Origin of the sequence: Frankia torreyi, assembly GCF_000948395.1 — a bacterium.
GTDB lineage: Bacteria > Actinomycetota > Actinomycetes > Frankiales > Frankiaceae > Frankia > Frankia torreyi.
The window spans coordinates 23544-45536 of record NZ_JYFN01000031.1; the positions used below are offsets into that span (position 1 = coordinate 23544).

Consider the following 21993-nt stretch of genomic DNA (forward strand, 5'->3'; position numbering starts at 1 on the left):
CAGATACTAGCTTTACCAGGAGGCCCGGGCGCCCGCTCGCGAACAGGGCTCGACACGGGGCGCGGGCGCCGCCCCCGAGCCGGAGGACCGATGATCGACCGATGACCACACCGACCAACCCGCCGACGAGCAGCCCCGCCACCAGCGGGGACGCCATCCGCCCGCAGTCCGGCAGCGAAACACCCGCCCGCAACGGCGCGACGGGCGCGGCGACGCCCCCGCTCGTTGCGCGGCGCGGCTGGGAGGGGCGCTACTTCGAGGACTTCGCGGTGGGCGACGTCTACGACCATCCCCTCGGTCGGACGATCACCGCGACCGACAACACCTGGTTCACACTGCTCACCCAGAACACCGCCCGCCTGCACTTCGACCAGCACTATGCCGCGCAGACGGGATTCGGCCGCACGCTGGTGAACTCGACCCTCACTCTCGCCCTCGTCACCGGCCAGAGCGTCATCGACGTCTCGCAGAACGTGATGGCCAACCTGGGCTGGGACGAAGTGCGCCTTCCCCACCCGGTCTTCGAGGGCGACACGGTCTACTCCCGCTCGATCGTGCTCGGACTGCGGCCGAGCAAGTCCCGGCCCGACGTCGGAGTGGTGGAGGTTCGCACCCACGGCTACAACCAGGACGGCGACGAGGTGATCAGTTTCCGCCGGACGCTGCTGGCCTACCGCCGCGGTCATGGCCCGAAGCCGCCGGCGCTGCCGCCCCTGCCCGATTCCCCGGCCGCGCGCTGACCCGCCTGCCCCCATCCCGCCCCGACCACCCCGCGAGACCATCCAGGCCCGGCCGACGCGCCGCGGCCAGCGGATGGCGAGGAGACCGCAGTGTCGAGTGTGACCACCCGTCTGAGCCCTGAGGAAGAGCAGATCGTCCGCCTGGTCGCGACCTTCGTCGACGAGAAGGTCCGTCCTGTCGCGCAGGAGCTCGACCACACCAACACCTACCCCGAGGACCTCATCGAGCAGATGAAGGAGATGGGGGTCTACGGTCTCGCGATCCCGGAGCCCTACGGCGAGTTCGGCGTGTCGACGTCCTGNTATGCCCGGGTGACCGAGGAGCTGTCGCGCGGCTGGATGAGCCTTGCCGGCGCGTTCGGCGGCCATTCCGTCGTCTCCAAGCTGATCCTGCGCTTCGGCACCCAGGAGCAGCGGGAGAAGTACCTGCCCCGGATGGCCACCGGAGAGCTGCGCGCCACCATGGCGCTCACCGAGCCCGGTGGCGGCTCGGACCTGCAGGCCCTGCGCACCGTCGCCCGGCCCGACGGCGACGGTTGGGTGGTCGACGGCACCAAGACGTGGATCAGCAACGCCCGACGGTCGGGGCTGATCGCACTGCTGTGCAAGACCGACCCCGCGGCGAAGCCGGCGCATCGCGGCATCAGCATCCTGCTCGTCGAGCACGGTCCGGGCTTCACCGTCTCTCGGGACCTGCCCAAGCTGGGCTACAAGGGCATCGAGAGCTGCGAGCTGCACTTCGACGGGTACCGGGCGCCCGCCGACGCCGTCCTCGGCGGCGTGACCGGCAAGGGCTTCAACCAGATGATGGCCGGGCTGGAGGTCGGCCGGATCCAGGTCGCCTCGCGCGCCCTCGGGGTCGCGCGCGCTGCCTTCGACGACGCGCTTCGCTACGCCCAGGAGCGCGAGACCTTCGGCAAGCCGATCTGGGAGCACCAGTCGATCGGCAACTACCTGGCGGACATGGGGACGAAGATCCTCGCCGCCCGCCAGCTCATCCTGCACGCGGCCGAGGTGTTCGACTCCGGCGCCCGCGCCGACATGGAGGCCGGCATGGCGAAGCTGTTCGCCTCCGAGATGGCGGCGACGGTGACGCTCGACGCCATCCGCATCCATGGCGGCTACGGCTATTCGACCGAGTTCGACGTCGAGCGCTACTTCCGTGACGCCCCTCTCATGATCGTCGGCGAGGGAACCAACGAAATCCAGCGCAACGTGATCGCCCGCCAGCTCGTCCAGCGTCCCAACCCGCTGCGCTGACGGCCGAAGCGCGGCGGACGGCTCACACCGTCGGCGGGCGGGCGGGATCTCTCGGCGCCACGATCCCGCACGCCCGCGACGGCCGGCAGTGCCCCGGCTGCCGCCAAGCCCCCGGGAACGGTATGGGCTGCGCATGTCGAGCTTCATCCGGCGGCGATGCCGTAGAGCAGGTCGTGCGGGTGACGTGCGTAGGGGTTTCGGCGCGGGCTGCGGCTGGCATCGATCCAGGCCGGGGGCAGGAATTCGGGGCGTCGGTCGGGGCCGAGCCGAACGGTCCAACCCTGGTGGTGGATGACCCGGTGGTGATGGCCACAGAGCAGCACGCAGTTGTCCAACGAGGTGTGACCCCCGTCGATCCAGTGTCGAATGTGGTGCGCCTCGGTCCACCCCGCCGGGCGATCGCAGTGTGGGAAAGCGCAGCCGTTGTCGCGGGCGACCAGCGCTCGGCGGATGTCGGCGGTGACGGTGCGCTGGGATCGACCGACGTCGAGGGGGACACCGGCGGGGTCGAGGATGATGCGGCTGACCGAGGCGTCGCAGGCCAGGCGGCGTAGGACCGCGCGGGGCAGGGGCTGCCCCCAAACGGTCGTCGCCGGCACACCAGAGCGGCCGAGGAGTGTCAACCAGGGGACCGTCACGGCCAGGTGCGGGCGGACGCCGCCGCCGACGGGCAGCACGGCGGCGTCGAGGGTACGGGTAAGCAGGTCGACAAGGGCGTCGGCGCGCCGCCGGGCGGGGCTACGCGGGTCGAGCGCACCGTCGACGGCCGGGCGTGGCGCCGCGAGGGGGTCCAGCGCGGTGCGGAGCAGGGCTGCCGCCTCGGGATCGAGCTCGCCGCTGATCCGAGTCATCCCGTCCGGCAACTCGGAGATCCACAGCTTCCGTCGCCCCGCAGGGTCCTCCCCTCCCGCGACCTCAGCACCCCCTCCCGCGGCCTCGGCATCGTCGGGGCCACCGGGCTGACCGTCACCCCCGCCGTCACTGCCAGCTCCACCGTCACCAGGCTCACCGCGAGCAGAGTCACCACCCTCGCTGCCACTGTCGGGAGCCGGATCTGGCGGATCGCCACCGGGGCTGGCATCCGCCCAGGCCAGGGTCTCGCGGAGGTGGCGGGCCAGGCGAGCCAGGGCAGTCGGGTCGAACTCGTCGGCCTGGCGCAGGAGAAACGCCTCAGCCCGCCGCCGCACGTCTACGGTGGCCGTGGCCGGCAGCGAGCGCATACCCGCCACAATCACCTGCGCCTGCTCCACACTGATCTCCCCCGCCGCCAGCCGCTTCCCCGTCGCCGCCAAGGGACCGTCCACGGCCACCGCGACATCGACCAGACGGTTGGCATCCGCCGCGCGGACCCGCAGGCGTTCGCGCAGCAACGCCACGGTGCCGCTCGCACCCACGCGTCGCGCCAACCCACGGCCGTGCACCTCGGCGACAATCTGAAGGCGAAATGCTGCCAGCCTCGTCAACACGGCGGAACAATCCTGCAGAAATTCCAGCAGACCCGCGTCGGACAGCGACCACACCGGACCGTCGACCATTGCATCTATCTGCGTGGACGTCACGGCCAATGCATCGACCAGCACATGAAACCGGCTCGGAGACTCGGGATTCGAGACCATGCGAGAAGCCTAGGCGACCAACACCCTGATGTCGAACGTATGTTCGTATCTGTAATCATCTTGAGAAATGTTCGCGACGAGGACCGACACGGTGACACAACCTAGAATCACGCTTCGGCACGCTCGCGCGAGCCTGCCGACCTGGCCGCCGCGCGACACCGCCGGCCCCGAGGAACCCCTGCGGCAGTCCGGCTTGCCAGGAACGGGAAACGGTGACGGCCCCGCCCCGAGCCGTGCTGGCAAGGGCCTGCGAGCTGGCGAGATCCGCCGACTGGTGCGATCCTCAGCGACGGTGCGGACCGATCGTCGCGACCGCGGCGCCCGGACACGGACGCCCCGGCGGCCACCGGGAACGCGTGCAGCGATGGACCAGAAGCGTCGCCCGCCGCCGTCGCCGCTTGATTTCTCCCGTACTTCTGCTAGAGGCGACGGAGTCGACGCCGCCGGACTTGACGAAGCGGGCGCGAGCGTGCTCCGATATCTCAGGAACGCCACCACGACGCGCACTCTTCAGTGAGCGACATGCCGCGCCAGCAATTGCCTCTCGCTTCCCAGTAACGTGGTGGGATCTCGACGACGAAAAGAACGCGCCCGGCCGCAGGAGAAGGGGCGGCGCCATCCCAAAGGTGGTGAGAAAGAATTGGCCAGCGACCAGACGAGCACAGCGGCGAGTATTCGTGCCAAGGCCGAGTTCGCCCCAGACGGCCCTGGTCACGCCCAGGCACACCACGGCCCCGCCCGGGCCGGGCCTCCGCGCGGGGCTGCAGAAGGCACCAGCGACGCATCAGGCCAGCGAGATCGGCACGGTCAAGTCGAGGACGGCGCCGACGGACCGTCGAGTTCTCCGTCGGACTACACNAGCGGGCAGCGTAGCGGGCCAGCCGGCGCTGACGCAGCCGCCGCGCAGCACGCCGGGACGGCTGAGTGCGTCAGGACGGCGTTGACAGGTCACCGCCCGGCGAACGCGACCACGGTCGCGGCTCGCCGAGCGACTCAGGACCGCACCGGCGGGTCAGACGGCACCGGCGGCGCGCAGGCGGGCCGTGTCGGCGGGGTCGTAGCCGAGCTCGGCGAGCAGCGCGTCGGTGTGTTCGCCGACGGCGGGCACGGCGCCCATCACCGGGTCCACCCCGCCGATGCGGACGGGCGGGCGCACCGCGCGCAGCGGGCCGACCGGCGAGTCCACCTCCCGCCAGCGGTCGCCCACGTCGAGCTGGGGGTGGGCGAGCAGGTCGCCGATGGTGTTGATCCGGCCGTTGGCGATGCCCGCCTCGTCCAGCCGGGCGAGAGTCTGCTCGGTGGTGACCTCGGCGAGGGCCGCCTCGACGTCGGCGGTCAGCGCGGCGCGGTGGCGGACACGGCCCGCATTCGTCGCGTAGCGGGGGTCGGCCAGCAACTCGGGCCGACGCAGCACCTCCTCGCAGAACCGCCGCCACTCCCGCTCGTTCTGCACGCCGAGCTGCACGCTGCCGCCGTCGCCGGTCCGGAAGCCGCCGTAGGGGGCGATCGAGGCGTGGCTGGTGCCGGTGCGGGCCGGGGGGACGCCAGTGTACATGGCGTAGTACATCGGCTGGGCCATCCACTCGGTGAGCGAGTCGAACAGCGACACCTCGAGGGCGGCGCCCTCCCCCGTGCGCTCCCGCATGAACAGCGCGGTGAGGACCGCGGTGTAGGCGTACATGCCGGCGGAGATGTCGGCCACGGAGATGCCGACCTTGGCCGGCGCGTCTGGCGCGCCGGTGACCGACAACAGTCCGGTCTCGCACTGGATCAGCAGGTCGTAGGCCTTCTTGTCGCGCAGCGGGCCGGCCGAGCCGTAGCCGGAGACGTCGCAGACGATCATCCGTGGATCGCGGGCCCGCAGTGTCGCCGCGTCGAGGCCCAGGCGGGCCGCGGCGCCGGGGGCGAGGTTCTGCACGAAGACGTCGGCCCCGGCCAGCAGGCCGGCCAGCACCTCGCGGGCCTCGGGATGCTTGAGGTCGAGGGTCAGCGACTCCTTCGCCCGATTCAACCAGACGAAGTAGCTGGCCAGACCCTTGACGGTCTCGTCATAGCCGCGAGCGAAGTCCCCCGCGCCCGGCCGCTCGATCTTGATCACTCGCGCCCCGAGATCGGCAAGCTGGCGGGTGGCGAACGGGGCCGCCACCGCCTGCTCGATGGAGACGACGGTGATTCCCGCCAGGGGTTTGCCAGCCGCCAGGCCACCCGCCGGCGATGCGGCCCGCCTCGGTGCCGGGACGGCTGCAGCATCGGGCAGCGCGGTGACATCAGGCGGCGCGGTGGGGTCGGGGGTCTCGGTCACTGCGAGCGCCCCTCAGCCGAGGACGAACGGGTCGCGGGTGGCACCCGTCGTCTCGATCCAGACGGCCTTCTCCTGCAGGTACTCGTGCAGCCCCTCGGTGCCGTTCTCGCGGCCGAACCCACTGCTCTTGATCCCGCCGAAGGGCATCGCGTAGTTCAGCGTCCGGTAGGCGTTGACCCACACGGTGCCAACCCGCAGCGCCTTGGTCATCCGGAAGGCCCGGCGGATGTCGGCGGTCCAGATGCCGGCGGCGAGGCCGTAGCGCGAGTCGTTGGCGATGGCGATCGCCTCCTCCTCGGACGAGAATCGCAGCACGCTCAGCACCGGGCCGAAGATCTCCTCCTGGCAGACCATGGCGTCGTTGGTGACGTTCGCGACGATGGTCGGCTCGAAGAACAGCCCGCCGAGTCCGCCGTCGCCGCCACCGCCGACGATGTCGGCGCCCTGCTCCTTGGCCTGCGCGACAAACCGGCGGATCTTCTCGTGCTGGCCGGGGAAGCAGATCGGGCCCATCTCGGTCTCGGGGTCCTTCGGATCACCGAGACGGATGCGGGCGGCCCGCTCGGCCACTCGGGCGACGACCTCCTCGTAGACGTCGGCGTGCACGAGCGCCCGCGAACCCGCGATGCAGGTCTGACCGGCGGCGGCGAAGATGCCGGCGATCAGGCCGTTGGAGGCGGCAGCCAGGTCCGCGTCAGGGAAGACGATGTTCGCCGACTTGCCGCCGAGCTCGAGGGTGACCGGGGCGAGGTGCTTCGCCGCCGCGGCGGCGACCGCCGCACCGGTGATCTCCGAGCCGGTGAACGAGACCCGGTCGACGCCCGGATGGCCGACGAGCCACTCCCCCACCTCGCGGGAGGCGCCGCTGACGGTGTTGAACACGCCGGGCGGGAACCCAGCCTCCTCGAACAGGTCGGCGAACTTCAGGATCGACACCGGGGCCTGCTCGGACGGCTTCGCCACGATCGTGCAGCCCGCCGCCAACGCTGGAGCGATCTTGAAGGTGAGCAGCAGCAGCGGGGAGTTCCACGGCAGCACCGCGCCGACGACACCGATCGGCTCGCGGGTGACGAAGCCAAAGTAGTCCGGGCGGCCGGTGTCGACGACCCGGCCGTCGATCTTGTCGGCCAGGCCTGCGTAGTACTCGTACCAGGCGGACAGGCTGCGAACCTGCCCGCCCATCTCGCGCAGCAGCTTGCCGTTGTCGCGGGTCTCGGCGAGACCGAGCTCGTCGGCGTGCTCTTCGATGACGGCCGCGAGGCGGCGCATCAGCCGGCCCCGCTCCCGGCCCGACAGCTTGCTCCACTCCCCGCCGTCGAAGGCCGCCCGTGCGGCGGCGACCGCGTCGTCGACGTCCGCGCGACTCGCCTCGGCGACCGTCGCCCACGGCTCGCCGGTGTAGGGGTCGATCGAGTCGAAGGTCGTCGTGCCCGCGCGCCGCTCGGCGCCGATGCGCATCGTTACCGTGGTGGTCACAGCGTCGCGCTCCCTGAGTTCGGGGTTGGGCCTGAGGCAGGGACTGAGCCTGAGGTGGGGGTTGAGCCTGACGGGGAGGGTGGTGCCGAGCCGGCGGGCGACGTGGGGCCCGAGCGCAGGGTGGGGTCGCTCTTCTCCGCGACGTCGCGGTAGCGCGCGGCCAGCTCCTCGCTGCCGCGCGCCAGCAGGGTCACGTCCGCCCCCACCAGGATGAACCTGACGCCGAGGGAGAGATAGCGCCGCGCCAGCGGCTCGGCGAACGCGTTCACCCCGGCCGCCTTGCCCGCCGCGTTGACCACCGCGACCGCCGATGTGATCGCCTCGACGACGTCGGGGTGGTCGGGGCGGCCCAGATGCCCGAGGGAGGCGGCGAGGTCCGCGGGGCCGAAGAAGACCCCGTCGACACCGTCGACGGCGGCGATCGCCGCGCACTCGGCGAGCCCGGCCGCGGACTCGATCTGGACCATCACGCAGATCTCGTCGTTGGCGTGGTGCAGGTAGCCCTCGACCCGGGTCCACCGGGACACCCGGGCGAACGCGCTGCCGACGCCGCGGATGCCGGCGGGTGGGTAGCGAGTGGCCGCGACGATCGCCGCGGCCTGCTCGGCGGACTCCACCATCGGCAGCAGCAGGTTCTCGGCGCCGATGTCGAGGAGCTGCTTGATGATCACAGGGTCGTCGGTCGGGGGGCGCACGACCGGGGCGACCGGGTACGGCGCGACCGCCTGGAGCTGGGCGAGGAAGCTGCGCACGTCGTTCGGGGCGTGCTCACCGTCGATGAGCAGCCAGTCCAGGCCGCCCCCGGCGCAGATCTCGGCGTTGTAGGGATTGCCGGTGGCCACCCACATGCCGATCGCCGGCCGGGGGTCGCGCAGCCGGCGCCGGAAGGCCCCGCTGGTCACGCCCGCGGTCCCCGCCGCGCCGGCCGTCATCGCAGTGCTCCACACATCAGCAGAACCTCTCCTCGCCCCGCCCGCTCAGGCGAAGCGGCAGGTGATCGCGCCCAGCGGGCCGTAGTCGGCGTGGAAGGTGTCGCCCGAGCGGGCGAACACCGGCCGGGTGAACGAGCCTGCCAGAATCACCTGGCCCGGGTCGAGACCCACCTTGTACGGGGCGAGCTTGTTCGCCAGCCACGCGACGCCGTTCGCCGGATGGTTCAGCACCGCCGCGGCAACCCCGGACTCCTCGATCGTCTCGTTGCGGTACAGCAGCGCCGACACCCAGCGTAGGTCCACCTCGTCGGGACGCACAGCGCGTCCGCCGAGCACGATCCCCGCGTCGGCGGCATTGTCGGAGATGGTGTCGACGATGGTGCGCAGGTGCCCGGTCGCCGGGTCGCTCATCTGCACCCGGGCATCGAGGATCTCCAGCGCCGGGGTGACGTAACGGGTGGCGTCGAGCACGTCGTAGATCGTGACCCCCGGACCGGACAGCGGCTCGGCGAGCACGAAGGCGAGCTCGACCTCGACCCGCGGGCGGATGAACCGGCCCGCGGGCACGACCCCGGAGTCGTCGAAGAACATGTCGTCGTAGATCGCGCCGTAGTCCGGCTCGGTGATCGAGACGGCCTGCTGCATCGCCCGCGACGTCAGGCCGATCTTGCGCCCGCGCAGCTCGCGGCCGGCGGCCAGCTTGCGTTCGGTCCAGGCGCGCTGGACGGCGTAGGCGTCCTCGATCGTCATGTCCGGGTACTGCAGGGACAACTGCGGGATCGGGGTCAGCGTGCGCTCGGCCTCGTCGAGGCGCGCGGCGGCGTCCTCGACGAGTTCGGGATCGAGCGTCATGCGTTCTCGGACTCGTTCTGCCCGCCCAGCAGGAACGCCAGCGCCGCCGGGTTGAACAGCTCCGGGTCCTCGAAGTGCGGCCAGTGCTTGACCTCGGGCATCTCCAGGACCTGCGAGTCCGGGATCAGCCGGGCGACCTGGCGGGCGGTGTTCTGGTACTCGCCGAAGTCCTTGCCGGAGGCGACGACGAGCGTCGGGGCGGCGATGCGCGACCACTGGTCCGGCGGGATGAGGTTGCGCTCGCGGGCGTCGGGGTCCTGCAGGATCAGCACGTGGTCGATGACCTTGCGCGTCTCCGGCAGCCGGTAGATCGCCTGGCGCAGGGCGATGACGTCGGGCAGCCGGTTGGCCTCGTCGGCGATCAGGTGGTTGAACATCGCCTTGGTGGACTCCCAGGTGGGGTTGTCCACCGCGGCGGTGCGCTCGGCCCGGATGCGGGCCATGTTCGACGCGGTCGCGATGAGACCCGCGGGCGACATCAGGATCAGCTTGCGGACCCGGTCCGGCTCGTCGATGGCGAGCCGGGCGGCGACCCACGCGCCCAGCGACATGCCGATGATGTACGTGGTCTGCACGCCGAGCGCGTCGAGCAGGCCGAGCAGGTGGCGCTCGTAGACGGCGATCTCGTAGTCGTAGTCCGGCTTGCTGGAGAAGCCGTTGCCGACCATGTCCACCGCGATGCAGCGGAAGTGCTTGCTCAGCGGGCCGATGGTCGGCGCGAAGGTCTCCCAGTGCCCCCCGGTGCCGTGCAGCATGAGCACGGCCGGGGCGTCGGGGGAACCGGCCTCGACGTAGCGGGTGGACACCCCGTCGATGTCGATCCAGTCCTGGCGGAACGGCACGTCCCGCAGGTAGGTCCAGATGCTGCGGTACGGGACCTCGTCGGTCATGCGCTGCTCACGATCCTCGTTGGTCGGGTCGGGATGACTCGTCGGGCGCTGAGCGATCAGTCGTTCTCGGCGGCGCGCAGGCGCTGCGCCACCGACGCGCTCCACGTCTCCACCGGCGACCAGGTCGCCGTCTCCTCGATGAGAGCCTGGGTCTTCTCCCGGATCACCTCGTCGGTGTCGGCCAGGTCCAGCGCCACCCGCCAGGGCTGGCTGACGTACCACGGCGTCGGGGTATAGAGCTCCAACCGGTTCCCTTCCGGGTCCAGGAAGTAGATGCTCCAACTGTTGCCGTGGTTACGACCCTCCATGCCGGTCGCGCCGAGTTCCAGGGCCTTGTCGTGGAACCAGCGCAGCGAGGTGAGGTCGTCGTCGGTGAGGCGGAAGGAGACCTGGCTGAGCAGCGCGATCTCACCCTCGGGGACCTTACGGCCGGAGACGAGCACGAGCTGGTGGTGCTCGTCGGCGCGGCGGCTGAGGAAGGTCAGCCGGCGGCCCAGGAAGTCGCCCTGGTCGATGACGAGCAGGCCGAGTAGCTCCGAGTAGAAGTTGACCATGCGGTCGACGTCGTTGACGTACAGACCGACGTGGGTGAGCTGAGCGGGCGGGGGAGCAGCCATGATCCATCCCTCGGGGTCGACGGGAACGCTTGTCCTCGGCGGGCAGGCAGGATCCCGCAGCGGGGCCACGACCCGGTCCGGCGGACACCCAGGCCGCGGGCGGCGGGATCGAGCGTGAGTCCAGCACCGTTTCTGACAGTGAGTATACCCTAGGGCCATGAACCGTCCCGCCTCCACCAGATCCCCCGGAGCGCGTCCGTCCGTCACCGGTGCCGCCACCGGCGGGCGGCCGGACCGAGAGGGGCACCGGTGAGCCGGCCGCGCCACGACGGCCTGGAGTCCGCCGAGCTGGCCAACGAGTTCGCCGCCGTGCGGGTTTCGGTGGACCGCCGCGGAAACTCCCCCCGCCTGCTGGTCGAGGACGTCGAGACCGGCGCGTCGATCCTGCTGTCTCCGATCGAGCTGGCGAGCCTGTGCCTGGCCGCGCCCGAAGATCGCCTGGACTGGCTCCGGGTGGGCGCCTACCGGGAGGAGCGCAGTCCCGTGCGGCACTCCGCGCTGGCGGGCCCGGGAGCCCAGAGCTGATGGCCCCGCCCCTCGAGCCCGCGGTTGTCGGCCTCGGTCTGACATCCATGTCGCTTTCGGCCGGCGGCGTGCCCGTCGATCTCGCCATCGAGGCCGTCGCGAGTGCGCTCGCCGACGCGGGGCTCACCGCCCGTGACGTCGACGGCCTGCTCGTCAACTCCAGCCAGGGGGTCCGCCCCGACCGGCTGGGGGTCGCGCTGGCCCGCCAGGGCGGCCTGGGCGACCTGCGCCTGCTCGAGCACGTGGAGATCAAGGGCGCCACCGCGGTCGCGATGATCCAGCGGGCGGTGCTCGCCATCCGGGCGGGCCTGGCCAGCACCGTCGTCTGCGTCTTCGCCGACGCGCCGCTGCGCGCGGGCGGCACGTCGGGGTCGACCTACGCCCACAGCGGCGGCAATGACGGGGCCCGCGGGCTGGAGCGGGCCAGCGGCGTGCTCGGCTCGGTCCCCACCTACGCCCTGCTCGCCTCGCGCTACTTCGCGGTGTCCGGCGGCGACCCCGAGGACCTGTGCGCCGTGGCCGTGTCGACCCGCGCCTGGGCGCTGGGCAACCCGGACGCGGTGGTGCGCAAGCCGCTGGACGCCGAGGGCTACTTCGCCAGCCGGATGATCTCCACCCCGCTGCGCGTGCTCGACTGCGCCCGGCCGGTCAACGGCGCGGTCGCCCTCGTCGTCAGCGGCGCGGCCACGCCCGGCCCGGCCCCGCGCATCCACGTACGCGGGATGGGCCAGGCCCACCCGATGCGCCGGCGACGTGCCCCGGGCGAGTCATGGTTCGGCGGCGGCCGGGCCGCCGTCGACGGCGCGCTGGCGATGGCCGGGCTCACCCGCGCCGACCTTGACGTCATCGAGCTCTACGACCCGTTCAGCGTGGTGACCCTGCTGCTGCTGGAGGAGTACGGCCTGGTCGAGCCCGGGCAGGCGGGCAAGGTGGTCCGTTCCGGCGCCACCGCCCCCGGCGGCGACCTGCCGGTCAACACCGGCGGCGGCCAGCTCTCCGGGTTCTACCTGCAGGGGATGACGCCGCTGGCCGAGGCCGTGGTCCAGTTGCGCGGCGCCGGCGGGGCACGCCAGGTGCCCGGGGCGAGCACCGCCCTCGTCGGCGGCATCGGCGGCCGGGTCGACCACCACGCCTGCCTGATCCTCGACCTGGAGCCGTCCCGATGAACCCGAGCACCGACGCCGCCCTCCCCGCCGCGCTCGCCGCGCCGGACGCGCCGGATGCGCCGGACGCCGGGGACTGGCTGGTCGACGCGGCGCTGGCGCCGCTGGCCGGCGGGTCGCTCGCCCCGCTCTACGCCGGCGCCGCCGCGGGCGAGCTGACGCTGCCGTTCTGCGCGGCCTGCGGGCTGGCCCTCGAACTGGAGCAGCGGGCCTGCGACGGCTGTGGTGCCACCGACATCCGCTGGCGCCCGGTCGAGCGCGCCGGCACCGTGCATGCGGTGACCCTCGTGCACCGGCGGGAGCCGGGCCTGGTCCGGGTCACCGAGCCCTACCCCGTCCTGGATGTCGAGCTCACCAGCGGGCATCGACTGATCATGACCACGCTGACCGCCACCGGGTCCGCGCCCGCGATCGGCCGGCCCGTCACCGTCGGCTTTCGGATCGTCGGCGGGGTGGCGGTGCCTGCCGCAGCCCTCAGTACCTCCGAACCCTCCGAACTCCCCGACCCCTCCGACCCCTCCGAACCCTCCGACGCCGCCACCCCCGACTCGCCCAGGGCAACCGGCACCGCCCCCGCACCAGTTCCATCCGAGACGGAGGTCTCACAATGACCGAGTTGGACACGTCGGCGCCTGTCGGTGTCGGCAAGGTGGACGTCGCCGCGCTCGTCGAACCGGACCGCGTTCACGGCTCCGTGTACACCTCCCAGGAGGTGTACGACCAGGAGATGGACCGAATCTTCCGCAACGGCTGGGTGTTCGTCGCCCACGACAGCGAGGTCCCCGAGCCGGGCGACTACGTCACCCGCCGCATCGCCGGCGAGCCGTGGATCGTCGTGCGGGGCAAGGACGGCGAGGTCCGGGTCCTGGCCAACCGCTGCACGCACCGCGGCAACCGGCTGTGCAACGCCGACGCCGGCAACAGCTCGTCGTTCCGCTGCCCGTACCACGGCTGGACGTTCAGCAACGACGGCCACCTCACCGGCGTGCCGATGCGCGACGGCTACGGGTCGAGTTTCCATGAGGTGCGCGACGCCATGGGGCTCGCGCCGGCCGCGGCCGTCGACAGCTACGGCGGCTTCGTCTTCGCCTCGCTGAACCCGCCGGCGATCACCCTGCGCGAGCATCTGGGCAACTCGACGGTCGCCCTCGACCGGCTGCTGGCGCTGTCCCCCACCGGCGAGCTGAACCTGCGCGCCGGCTGGATGAAGCACGACATGCGCTGCAACTGGAAGATGGTCATGGAGAACAACGTGGACGGCTACCACGCGCTGTTCACCCACGCCTCCGTGTACGACGCGGTGAAGCCGGCGAAGGTCTCCCACGTCCCGTCCAAGGTCGAGGTGTACGTCCGCGACCTCGGCAACGGCCACTCCGAGATCGACTACGCCAAGGAGTACAGCCGCCTCGACGAGGAGTTCATCTGGTTCGGCCGGATCCGCCGGGAGAAGCTGCCGAACTACGTGGCCGCCATGGAGGAGGCGCGCGGAGCCGAGGACACCCACCGGGCGTTCGTCGTCGGCCCCCCGCACACGCTGATCTTCCCGAACCTGTTCCTCGCCGAGATGAACATCATGACGGTGGAGCCGCTGGGACCGGGCCGGGCGATCGCCTACACCACGCCCGCCCTCATCCCGGGCGCGGACGAGGTCAACGAGAAGACCCTGCGCCGCAGCGAGGGTGCCATGGGGCCGGCCGGGTTCCTCATCGCCGACGACGGCGAGATCGGCGCCCGCAACCAGCTCGGCCTCGCGGCGGGCTCGCCCGAGTGGGTCGTGCTGCGCCGCGGCGAGGAGTCCGACATCACCGACGAGACCGGCATCGTCAACCACGACAAGTCGGCCGAGACGCCGCAGCGCGGCTGGTGGAAGCACTGGTCGCAGGTGCTCACCGGGACCACCACCGCCCCCGACGCCTGACCGGGGACGTCCACCGCCCCAGGCAGCCGTCCGCCATCGCAGCAGGGAGCCCGCCCACCATGTCTGACCTCACCAGCCTCGGCGCCGCCGCCGCGGCGCCCGCCGGCGCCGTGCCCGCCGCCGGCGTCGACCCAGCTCTGGCCTCCTTCATCTACACCGAGGCCCGCCTCGCCGACGAGGCGCGGTACTCGGAGTGGGAGGCGCTGTGGGACGACGACGCCAAGTACTGGGTGCCGATGCACCCCGACCACGACCCGAAGGTCAACGTCTCCTACATCTACGACAACCGCCGCCGGATCCGCAGCCGGATCGCGCAGCTCAACTCCGGCAACCGGCACTCCCAGACCCCGCCGTCGGTGCTGCGCCGGCTGATCACGAACCTGGAAGTCGTCGCCCAGGACGCCGACACGACGACCGTGGCCGGCAACTTCGTGATCTACGAGTACCGGTTCGATCTGACCGTCTGGGCCGGCCGCTACGAGTACCGGATCCGGGCGCGTGGCGGGGACCTCAAGCTGGCCGCCAAGACCGTCCACCTGGTCAACGCCGGCGGCCCCGTCTCCACGATGTCCTTCCTGGTCTGAGGCGGCCCGTCCTTGATCTGAGACGGCCCTCCTTGGTCTGAGGCGGCCCGTTCGATCCCGGGCCGCCCTTCCTGATCCGAATTCCGGCGCCGCCGGCCCGACCTCGCGTCGGCGCCGGTCGGCTCCGCCCGCCCGAGTTGCGAGGAACGATGCTGATCGGCGACATAGCCCGGCGCAATGCCCGCCGCTACCCCGACAAGGCCGCGGTGGTGTACGAGGACGAGGAGCTGTCCTGGCGGTCGCTGGACCAGCGCGCCAACCGCATCGCGACCTACCTGCTCGGGCGGGGGCTGGTCAAGGGTGACCGGGTCGCCGTCTGCGCGCGCAACACCCCGGAGTGGCCGGAGATCACCTACGGGCTCGCCAAGGCGGGCCTGGTGCTCGTGCCGATCAACATCCGGCTCTCCGGGCCGGAGGTCGACTACGTCCTGTCCGACAGCGGGGCGCGGGCGGCCATCGTGCACACCGACCACGTCGACGGGCCGGGGGCGCCGCTGGCCGCCCTGGACACCGTCATCGAGATCGGCGGGGACTCGGTCGGGGTGAACTACGCCAAGGCACTCGCCGCCGGCCGCGACGCCGACCCCACCCCGGCGGACCTCACCGACAGCGACATCCACCTGCTGCTCTACACCAGCGGGACGACCGGTCGTCCCAAGGCCGTGGTGCACGAGCACCGCACCCTGCTCTCCCAGGTGCTCGACACCACGATCTCCACCGAGTCCCGCCATGACGACGTGTTCCTGGCGACCACCCCGTTCTTCACCGCGGGCGGGATGATCCGGACGCTGTCGTGGATGTACCTGGGCCAGACGATGGTCATCCATCCCCGCTTCGACCCCGTCGCCGTGCTGGAGACGATCGAGCGGTGGAAGGTCACGATGACGACCTTCATCCCCACCATGCTGATCCGCACGCTGCGCGAGCTCGACAACCGACCCGGCATCGACGTGTCCAGTCTGCGACGGATCAGCTACGGCTCGGCGCCCGCCCCGCCCGGCCTCGCCGAGGAGGCGGCCCGCAAGCTCGGCTGCGACCTGCAGCAGCGCTACGGCTCCACCGAGGCCGGCGGGCAGGTCACGATCCTCACTCCCGAGGATCACCGGGCGATCTTCGCCGGGGACGACGCGCTGCGCAGCTCGTGTGGCAGGGAGACGCCGCACGCGGAGATCCGCATCGTCGGCGAAGACGGCGTGGAGCTGCCCCGGGGCGAGGTCGGCGAGATCGTCGTCAAGGCCGACTCGGTCGCCCGCGGCTACTGGAACCGGCCCGAGGCCAACGCCGAGACCTTCCGGCCCGACGGCCTGTGGACCGGTGACCTGGGCCGCCTCGACGAACGCGGTTACCTGCACATCGCCGGCCGCAAGACCGACATGATCATTTCTGGCGGGTTCAACGTCTACCCGGCCGAGATCGAGCGGGTGCTCGGCGCGCACCCGAACGTCGACCTGGTGGCCGTCGTCGGCATCCCGCACCCGGAGTGGGGCGAGACCCCGATCGCGGTCGTGGTGCCCAAGGGCGACATCACCACCGAGGACCTGGAGGCGCAGCTACGCACCCTCTCCCGCGAGCAGCTCGCCGGCTACAAGCAGCCACGCGGCTTCGCGTTCCGCACCCAGATGCCCCTCGGTCCGGCCGGCAAGATCCTCAAGCGGGAGCTACGGGCGGAACTCGCCGCGCCCGAATCCCCGTGAGCCCGGCGTCGGGGGTCGCGTCCGGGGTGGCGTCGCTGTGGGAGCTCGCCCGGACGCGGGCGGCGCTGACACCCGACGCTCTGCTCGCGGTGGACGCGGGCGGAGATCGGGTCACGTTCGCGCAGTTCCGCGACCGGGCCGAGCGGCTCGCCGCGGGGCTGGCGGCCCGCGGCATCGGCCGCGGCGACGTCGTCTCCTGGCAGGTGCCGAACCGGATCTCGACGATGGTGCTCGCCGCGGCGCTCAGCCGGCTCGGCGCGGTCCAGAACCCGCTGGTGACGATGCTGCGGGAGCGCGAGGTCGGGTTCATCACCCGGCAGGCCGGCACCCGGCTGCTCATCGTCCCGGCGAGCTTCCGCGGGTTCGACCACCTCGCCATGGCCCGCGCCGTCGCCGCCGAGGTGCCGGGCCTCGACGTGGTTGACGTGGCCGAGCTGACCGACGTGGCCGAGCTGACCGACGCCGACCCGGCCGGTCTCCCCCCGGACCCCCCGGACCCGGCGGACCCGGCGGACGGGTCCGGGCAGCCGTCGGCGGCGCCGGTGCGCTGGCTGCTCTACACCTCGGGCACCACCTCGGCCCCCAAGGGCGCCCGGCACACCGACCGGGCGCTGCTCGCCGCGTCCACCACGTTCAGCGACGCGCTGGCGGTCACGGCCGACGACCGGGTCGCGGTGCTGGCGCCGATCGCCCACATCGGCGGGCTCGCCCACCTCCTCACGGCGCTGCGCTGCGGCAGCTCGCTGGTGACCGCGGAGGTGTTCGACCCGGCGAGCACGCCGGACCTGCTGGCCGCCCACGGCGTGACGATCGTCGGGTCCGGGGTGCCGTTCATCCGGGCCTACCTGGCCCGCCAGGCCGCCACCCCGGACGCGCGGCTGTTCCCCCGGGCGCGGGTGTTCCTCTGCGGCGGCTCCCCGCGCCCGGCGAGCCTGCACGCCGAGGTCCGCGACACCCTCGGCGGGGTGGGCGTCGTCTCGGGCTACGGGATGACCGAATGCCCCTACGTCTGCTGGGGGCGGGCGGACGACGCCGACGCCGACCACGCGAGCACCGAGGGTCCGCCCGGCGAGGGCGCCGAGGTCGTCGTCGTGCGCCCCGACGGATCGCGCGCCGACCCCGGGGAGTCCGGAGAGATCCGGGTCCGCGGCCCGCAGCTCATGCTCGGCTACGTCGACGCCGCCCTCGACGCCGACGCGTTCGACGCCGACGGCTTCTTCCGCACCGGCGATCTCGGCTTCGTCGACGAGCGGTCCTACCTCACCGTCACCGGCCGACTCAAGGAGGTGATCATCCGGAACATGGAGAACATCTCCGCCCGGGAGGTCGCCGAGCCGCTGGCCGGGCATCCCGGGGTCGCCGACGTGGCGGTGCTCGGCGTGCCGGATCCGGTGACGGGCGAACGGGTCTGCGCCGTGGTCGTACCCGCGGACGCCGCCGCGCCGCCGACGCTGTCCCAGCTCTGCGAGCACCTGCTCGCCGGCGGCCTGAACAAGCGCAAGCTCCCGGAGCGGCTCGAGATCGTCGAGGCGTTGCCGCGCAACGCGATGGGCAAGGTCGCCCTGCCCGACCTGCGCCGGCGCATCGGCGTCTGACAACAGAGTCTGACAGCAGAGGACGATCAGCATGCTCATCATCGGCCGGCCGGCGCTGGTCATCAGCGAGTTCCAACGCGGCATCGTGGATCCGGCGGTGAGCCGGCTACCCGCGCTCGCCGAGCAGGCCGAGTCGCGGGGCGTCGGCGCCCGCATCGGCGCGCTCGCGGAGGCGTTCCGCGCCGCCGGCCTGCCGGTGGTGCACGCCATCATCGAACACCGGCCCGACCTGGTCGGCCTGCGTGCGAACTCGGCGCTGTCCGCGATGGCCATCAAGCGCCGGACGATGATCGCCGGCAGCGTGGACGTCGAGGTCCCCGAACCGGTGACCCCCCGCGAGGGCGACCTGGTCAGCAGTCGCGCAACGGGACTCACCGCGTTCTACGGCACCGACCTCGACGCGATGCTGCGACTGACCGACACCCGGGTCGTGGTCGTCGCGGGCGTGTCGACGAACGTCGCGATCCCGGGGCTCGCGCTGGAGGCGGTCAACCGCGGCTACCACGTGGTGCTGCCCGAGGATGCCACCGCGGGCGCCTCCGCCGAGACCCACCGGTTCATGCTCGACAACTTCCTGGCCATGGTCACGAGGATCACGACCGTCGACGACGTCGTGGCCGAGCTGAAGGCGGGCGCCGGCGTCTGGGACGCCAGCGCCTGATCCCCCGGACCACTCCCCCACCAGATCCAGCCCCGCCCAGCCGGCTCGCCCACTCCCGAGGAACATTCATGCCGCTCAAGGACCTCACGACCGTCCTCTACGAGGTCGACGACCACGTCGCGACCATCACCCTCAACCGCCCCGAACGGCTCAACNCCTTCACGGAGACGATGACGCTGGAGATGGAGGCGGTCTGGCACGAGGTCCGCGACGACGACGACGTGCGCGTCGCCGTCCTGCGCGCCGCCGGCGAGCGCGCGTTCTGCACCGGGCTGGACATCCAGGAGGGCCCCTGGTGGAACGACCAGAACCTGTGGAACCAGGAGGACCCCGGGGTCCGCCTCGGCCCGCGCAAGCAGTTCGTCTGGAAGCCGGTGATCACCGCGGTGCACGGCATCGCCGCCGGCGGCGCCATGTACTTCCTGAACGAGTCGGACATCATCATCTGCTCCGAGGACGCCACCTTCTTCGACCCGCACGCCAACGGCGGCCTCGTCTCCGCGCTGGAGCCGATCGGGATGCTGGCCCGCAACATCCCCCTCGGCGACGTGCTGCGCTGGGCGCTGCTCGGCAACGACGAGCGACTCACCGCCGAGACGGCCCTGCGGCTGGGTATCGTCACCGAGGTGGTGCCCCGCGAGCAGCTCTGGCCGCGGGCCGCGCAGCTCGCCGCCGAGATCGCCGCGCGCCGCCCGGAGGCCATCCAGGGCACCATCCGCGCGATCTGGGAGTCCCTGGACATGACCCCGTCGCTGGCCCAGCGCGCCGGGCTGTCGTACACCCAGCGCGGCAACCGCGGCGGCAGCCCCGTGCCGCCCAACGTGAAGCGCAAGCCCCGGTTCCGCTGACCGCCCCCATCCCCCGGCACGACCTCCCATCCCAGCACGACCTCCCATCCCAGCCGACGAGGACGACCAACGCATGCGTATCCACATGGAGCAGCAGGAGTGCTCCGGCCACGGCCAGTGCTACCTGGTGAACCCGGAGCTGTATCCGCTCGACGACGACGGCTTCACCGCGCTCAACGGCGACGTCGCCGTGCCCGCGGGCGCCGAGGATGACGCCCGCCGCGGCGTCGCCGCCTGCCCCCAGCAGGCCATCTCCGTCCTGGCCGACTGAGGCTACGACGGGCGGCAGGACAGCACAGGACAGCACCGCAGGACAGCGACCGAGCCGCCACGGCGCACGCGACCGCGATCGGCTCCGGGCGGGAACGAGGAGACGGTAATGATCAGCGAATCGGCCGATGTGGCGATCGTCGGCGCGGGACCGTGCGGGGTGACGCTCGCCAACCTGCTGGGTACCTACGGGGTCAGCACCGTGGTGCTCGACCGGGAGTCCGGGGTCATCGACTATCCGCGGGCCGTCGCCGTGGACGACGAGTCGTTAAGGACGTTCCAGGCCGTCGGCCTGGTCCACGAGGTGCTCGCCGACTGCATCCAGAACGCGCCGATCCGCTACCACAACTCGCAGGGCAAGGTCCTCGCGCACGTGGGGCCGAGCGGGCAGCCGTTCGGCTGGCCGCGGCGCAACCTGTTCTTCCAGCCGCTGATGGAGGCGACGCTGCGCCGTGGGCTCGACCGCTTCCCCGGCGTGCGGCTGTTCACCGACACTGAGGTGACCGGGCTGGAGCGCACCGCCGACGGTGTCGTGCTGACCGGCACCCGCGACGGCGAGGACGTCACGGTCAGCGCCCGCTACCTCGTCGGCGCCGACGGCGGGCGCAGCTTCGTGCGCCGCAGTGTGGGCGTCGAGCTCGTGGGCGAGACGAACCCGTCGAAGTGGCTCGTGGTCGACGTCTCCGACGACCAGCTCGACGCGCCCTACTCGGCGGTGCACTGCGACCCGGTCCGCCCGTCGATGACGATCCCGCTGCCCTACGGGCACCGCCGCTTCGAGTTCAAGCTGCTGCCCGACGAGACCGACGAGCGGATGGTGACCGACGAGGTCGTGCTCGGTCTGCTCGCGCGGCACTACCAGGACACGCCGATGCCGCGGATCTCCCGGCGGCGGATCTACTGGCACCACTCCCGCATCGCCACCACCTTCCGGGTCGGCCCGGTGTTCCTCGCCGGCGACGCCGCCCACCTGCAGCCGCCGTTCTTCGGCCAGGGGATGAACTCCGGGATCCGGGACGCGACGAACCTCGGCTGGAAGCTCGCCGCGGTGCTCGCCGGCCGCGCCGACGAACGCCTCCTCGACAGCTACGACGCCGAGCGGCGCGCCCACGCCGAGACCATGGTCTCCTTCGCCACCCGGGTCGGCGCGATGTACGAGCCGCGCAACCGGTTCACCGAACGGGTGCGCGACGCGTTCTTCGTCGGCGTCCAGCGCATCCCCGGGGCTCGGGACTACATCCTGCAGATGAAGTACAAGCCGCTGCCCCGCTACACCGAGGGCGCGGTCCTGGCCCCGGCCGCCCCGGACAAGAACTCCCCGGTGGGCCGCATGTTCGGCCAGCCGTCGGTGGAGACCGCCGACCGGCTGCGGATGAAGCTCGACGATGTCGTCGGGCCGTCCTTCGCCGTCATCGGCATCGGGCGCGACCCGGCGGCCACGCTGTCCGCGGAGGGTCTGGCGTTCTGGCGGGCGTTGGGCGCGCTGACCATCCGGGTCGATCCGGCCCGCACCGCCCGGCGCGGCGCACCCGCGGAGGACAGCGCCGCGACGGCGACCGCCGCCACCGCGAACGCGGAGCCGGCGACCGGGACACTGCTGGTCCGCGACATCGACGGAGCGTTCCGGGACCTGCGCCTGGGCCGCCCCGCCGACGAGATCATCATCCTGCGCCCGGACCGGTACGTGCTGGCGGTCTGCCCGGCCGCGGAGTTGGAGGCCACGACGCGGCGGCTTCGTTCTCTGCTGGGAGTGCCGCCCGCCGCCCTCGGCGACGCCACGGGCCCGGTCTCCCCACCCACGGCCAGCCCGCGTTCCTGACCCGGACGCCTTCCGGCCGCGGTCACCTCCCCACGAGGCGACCGCGGCCGAACCGTCGACGACCATGACCGACGACCGAGCCGATCGCTCCTGGGTATCCGTAGCGTCGCCGGCCGAGGTGCCGCTACCGGCCGGAGTGGCGCTGCTGGTGGGGCGGACGAGCCGTTCCACCTGACCGGCCGAGCAGCGTCGGGCACGGGTCAGCCACAGCTCCTCGGTGGCGGGTTCGGC

General features: G+C 72.1%; 19 protein-coding genes and 3 pseudogenes. 15 read left to right on the top strand and 7 right to left on the bottom strand.

Features of this window, described 5'->3' with window-relative positions:
• Window positions 1–101: 101 nt before the first annotated feature.
• The 3 genes and pseudogenes from FF36_RS18815 to FF36_RS18820 all read left to right on the top strand — a co-directional run.
• Complete coding sequence (locus tag FF36_RS18815; protein ID WP_082122038.1) at window positions 102–740, top strand: MaoC family dehydratase; 639 nt, start codon at window positions 102–104, stop codon at window positions 738–740.
• Between the two features lie 90 nt (window positions 741–830).
• Window positions 831–1042, top strand: a 212-nt coding sequence (locus FF36_RS38370) for an acyl-CoA dehydrogenase family protein (protein WP_242422618.1), incomplete at its 3' end; no start/stop codon positions are given.
• Window position 1043: 1 nt separating this feature from the next.
• Window positions 1044–2000 (top strand): annotated as a pseudogene (locus tag FF36_RS18820) (acyl-CoA dehydrogenase family protein); the annotation flags it as partial.
• 143 nt (window positions 2001–2143) lie between these two features.
• Here FF36_RS18820 and FF36_RS18825 read toward each other — a convergent pair.
• The 7 genes from FF36_RS18825 to FF36_RS18855 form a co-directional block, all read right to left on the bottom strand.
• Window positions 2144–3616, bottom strand: a complete 1473-nt coding sequence (locus FF36_RS18825) for an HNH endonuclease signature motif containing protein (RefSeq protein WP_044886426.1) — start codon at window positions 3614–3616, stop codon at window positions 2144–2146.
• Window positions 3617–4628: 1012 nt separating this feature from the next.
• Window positions 4629–5918, bottom strand: a complete 1290-nt coding sequence (locus FF36_RS18830; RefSeq protein WP_044886427.1) for a CaiB/BaiF CoA transferase family protein — start codon at window positions 5916–5918, stop codon at window positions 4629–4631.
• A 12-nt stretch (window positions 5919–5930) separates the two neighbouring features.
• The gene (locus FF36_RS18835; protein WP_044886428.1) at window positions 5931–7394 is read right to left on the bottom strand and encodes an aldehyde dehydrogenase; all 1464 of its coding nucleotides are present in this window, start codon (window positions 7392–7394) and stop codon (window positions 5931–5933) included.
• The gene (locus FF36_RS18840; protein WP_052681216.1) at window positions 7391–8326 is read right to left on the bottom strand and encodes an aldolase/citrate lyase family protein; all 936 of its coding nucleotides are present in this window, start codon (window positions 8324–8326) and stop codon (window positions 7391–7393) included. The genes FF36_RS18835 and FF36_RS18840 overlap by 4 nt, the downstream gene beginning before the upstream one ends.
• Window positions 8327–8371: 45 nt before the next feature.
• Window positions 8372–9178 carry a 2-oxo-hept-4-ene-1,7-dioate hydratase gene (hpaH, locus tag FF36_RS18845; protein ID WP_044886429.1) on the bottom strand — a complete coding sequence of 269 codons (807 nt, stop codon included), beginning with the start codon at window positions 9176–9178 and terminating at the stop codon, window positions 8372–8374.
• Window positions 9175–10068: an alpha/beta fold hydrolase gene (locus FF36_RS18850; protein ID WP_044886430.1), complete on the bottom strand. Its 894-nt coding sequence runs from the start codon at window positions 10066–10068 to the stop codon at window positions 9175–9177. Before FF36_RS18850 ends, hpaH begins: the two co-directional genes overlap by 4 nt.
• Before the next feature lie 56 nt (window positions 10069–10124).
• A complete protein-coding gene (locus FF36_RS18855) occupies window positions 10125–10685 on the bottom strand; it encodes a VOC family protein (RefSeq protein WP_044886431.1) in 561 nt (186 codons plus the stop codon).
• A 249-nt stretch (window positions 10686–10934) separates the two neighbouring features.
• Here FF36_RS18855 and FF36_RS18860 point away from each other — a divergent pair, with 249 nt between their 5' ends.
• The 12 genes and pseudogenes from FF36_RS18860 to FF36_RS18910 all read left to right on the top strand — a co-directional run bounded on the left by FF36_RS18860 (window position 10935) and on the right by FF36_RS18910 (window position 21762).
• Entirely contained in the window at window positions 10935–11210 is a 276-nt protein-coding gene (locus FF36_RS18860) for a hypothetical protein (RefSeq protein ID WP_044886432.1), read from the top strand.
• Between the two features lie 47 nt (window positions 11211–11257).
• Window positions 11258–12376, top strand: coding sequence for a thiolase family protein (locus tag FF36_RS18865; protein WP_236705783.1), 1119 nt, complete (start codon window positions 11258–11260; stop codon window positions 12374–12376).
• Entirely contained in the window at window positions 12373–12984 is a 612-nt protein-coding gene (locus FF36_RS18870; RefSeq protein WP_052681217.1) for a Zn-ribbon domain-containing OB-fold protein, read from the top strand. The genes FF36_RS18865 and FF36_RS18870 overlap by 4 nt, the downstream gene beginning before the upstream one ends.
• A complete protein-coding gene (locus tag FF36_RS18875; RefSeq protein ID WP_044886434.1) occupies window positions 12981–14291 on the top strand; it encodes an aromatic ring-hydroxylating oxygenase subunit alpha in 1311 nt (436 codons plus the stop codon). The genes FF36_RS18870 and FF36_RS18875 overlap by 4 nt, the downstream gene beginning before the upstream one ends.
• Window positions 14292–14350: 59 nt before the next feature.
• Window positions 14351–14875: an aromatic-ring-hydroxylating dioxygenase subunit beta gene (locus tag FF36_RS18880; RefSeq protein ID WP_044886435.1), complete on the top strand. Its 525-nt coding sequence runs from the start codon at window positions 14351–14353 to the stop codon at window positions 14873–14875.
• A 149-nt stretch (window positions 14876–15024) separates the two neighbouring features.
• Window positions 15025–16569 (top strand): class I adenylate-forming enzyme family protein, encoded by a 1545-nt coding sequence (locus FF36_RS18885; RefSeq protein ID WP_044886436.1) that lies wholly within the window; start codon window positions 15025–15027, stop codon window positions 16567–16569.
• Window positions 16566–18164, top strand: a complete 1599-nt coding sequence (locus tag FF36_RS18890) for a class I adenylate-forming enzyme family protein (RefSeq protein ID WP_242419136.1) — start codon at window positions 16566–16568, stop codon at window positions 18162–18164. Before FF36_RS18885 ends, FF36_RS18890 begins: the two co-directional genes overlap by 4 nt.
• Before the next feature lie 31 nt (window positions 18165–18195).
• Window positions 18196–18825 (top strand): cysteine hydrolase family protein, encoded by a 630-nt coding sequence (locus tag FF36_RS18895; protein WP_044886437.1) that lies wholly within the window; start codon window positions 18196–18198, stop codon window positions 18823–18825.
• A 68-nt stretch (window positions 18826–18893) separates the two neighbouring features.
• Window positions 18894–18980, top strand: a pseudogene (locus tag FF36_RS40050) (enoyl-CoA hydratase/isomerase family protein); the annotation flags it as partial.
• Window position 18981: 1 nt separating this feature from the next.
• Window positions 18982–19673, top strand: a pseudogene (locus FF36_RS18900) (enoyl-CoA hydratase/isomerase family protein); the annotation flags it as partial.
• Between the two features lie 73 nt (window positions 19674–19746).
• On the top strand, window positions 19747–19944 hold the full coding sequence (locus FF36_RS18905) for a ferredoxin (RefSeq protein ID WP_011604543.1): 198 nt from the start codon (window positions 19747–19749) through the stop codon (window positions 19942–19944).
• Window positions 19945–20052: 108 nt separating this feature from the next.
• Entirely contained in the window at window positions 20053–21762 is a 1710-nt protein-coding gene (locus tag FF36_RS18910) for a bifunctional 3-(3-hydroxy-phenyl)propionate/3-hydroxycinnamic acid hydroxylase (RefSeq protein WP_044886439.1), read from the top strand.
• Window positions 21763–21993 lie beyond the last annotated feature (231 nt).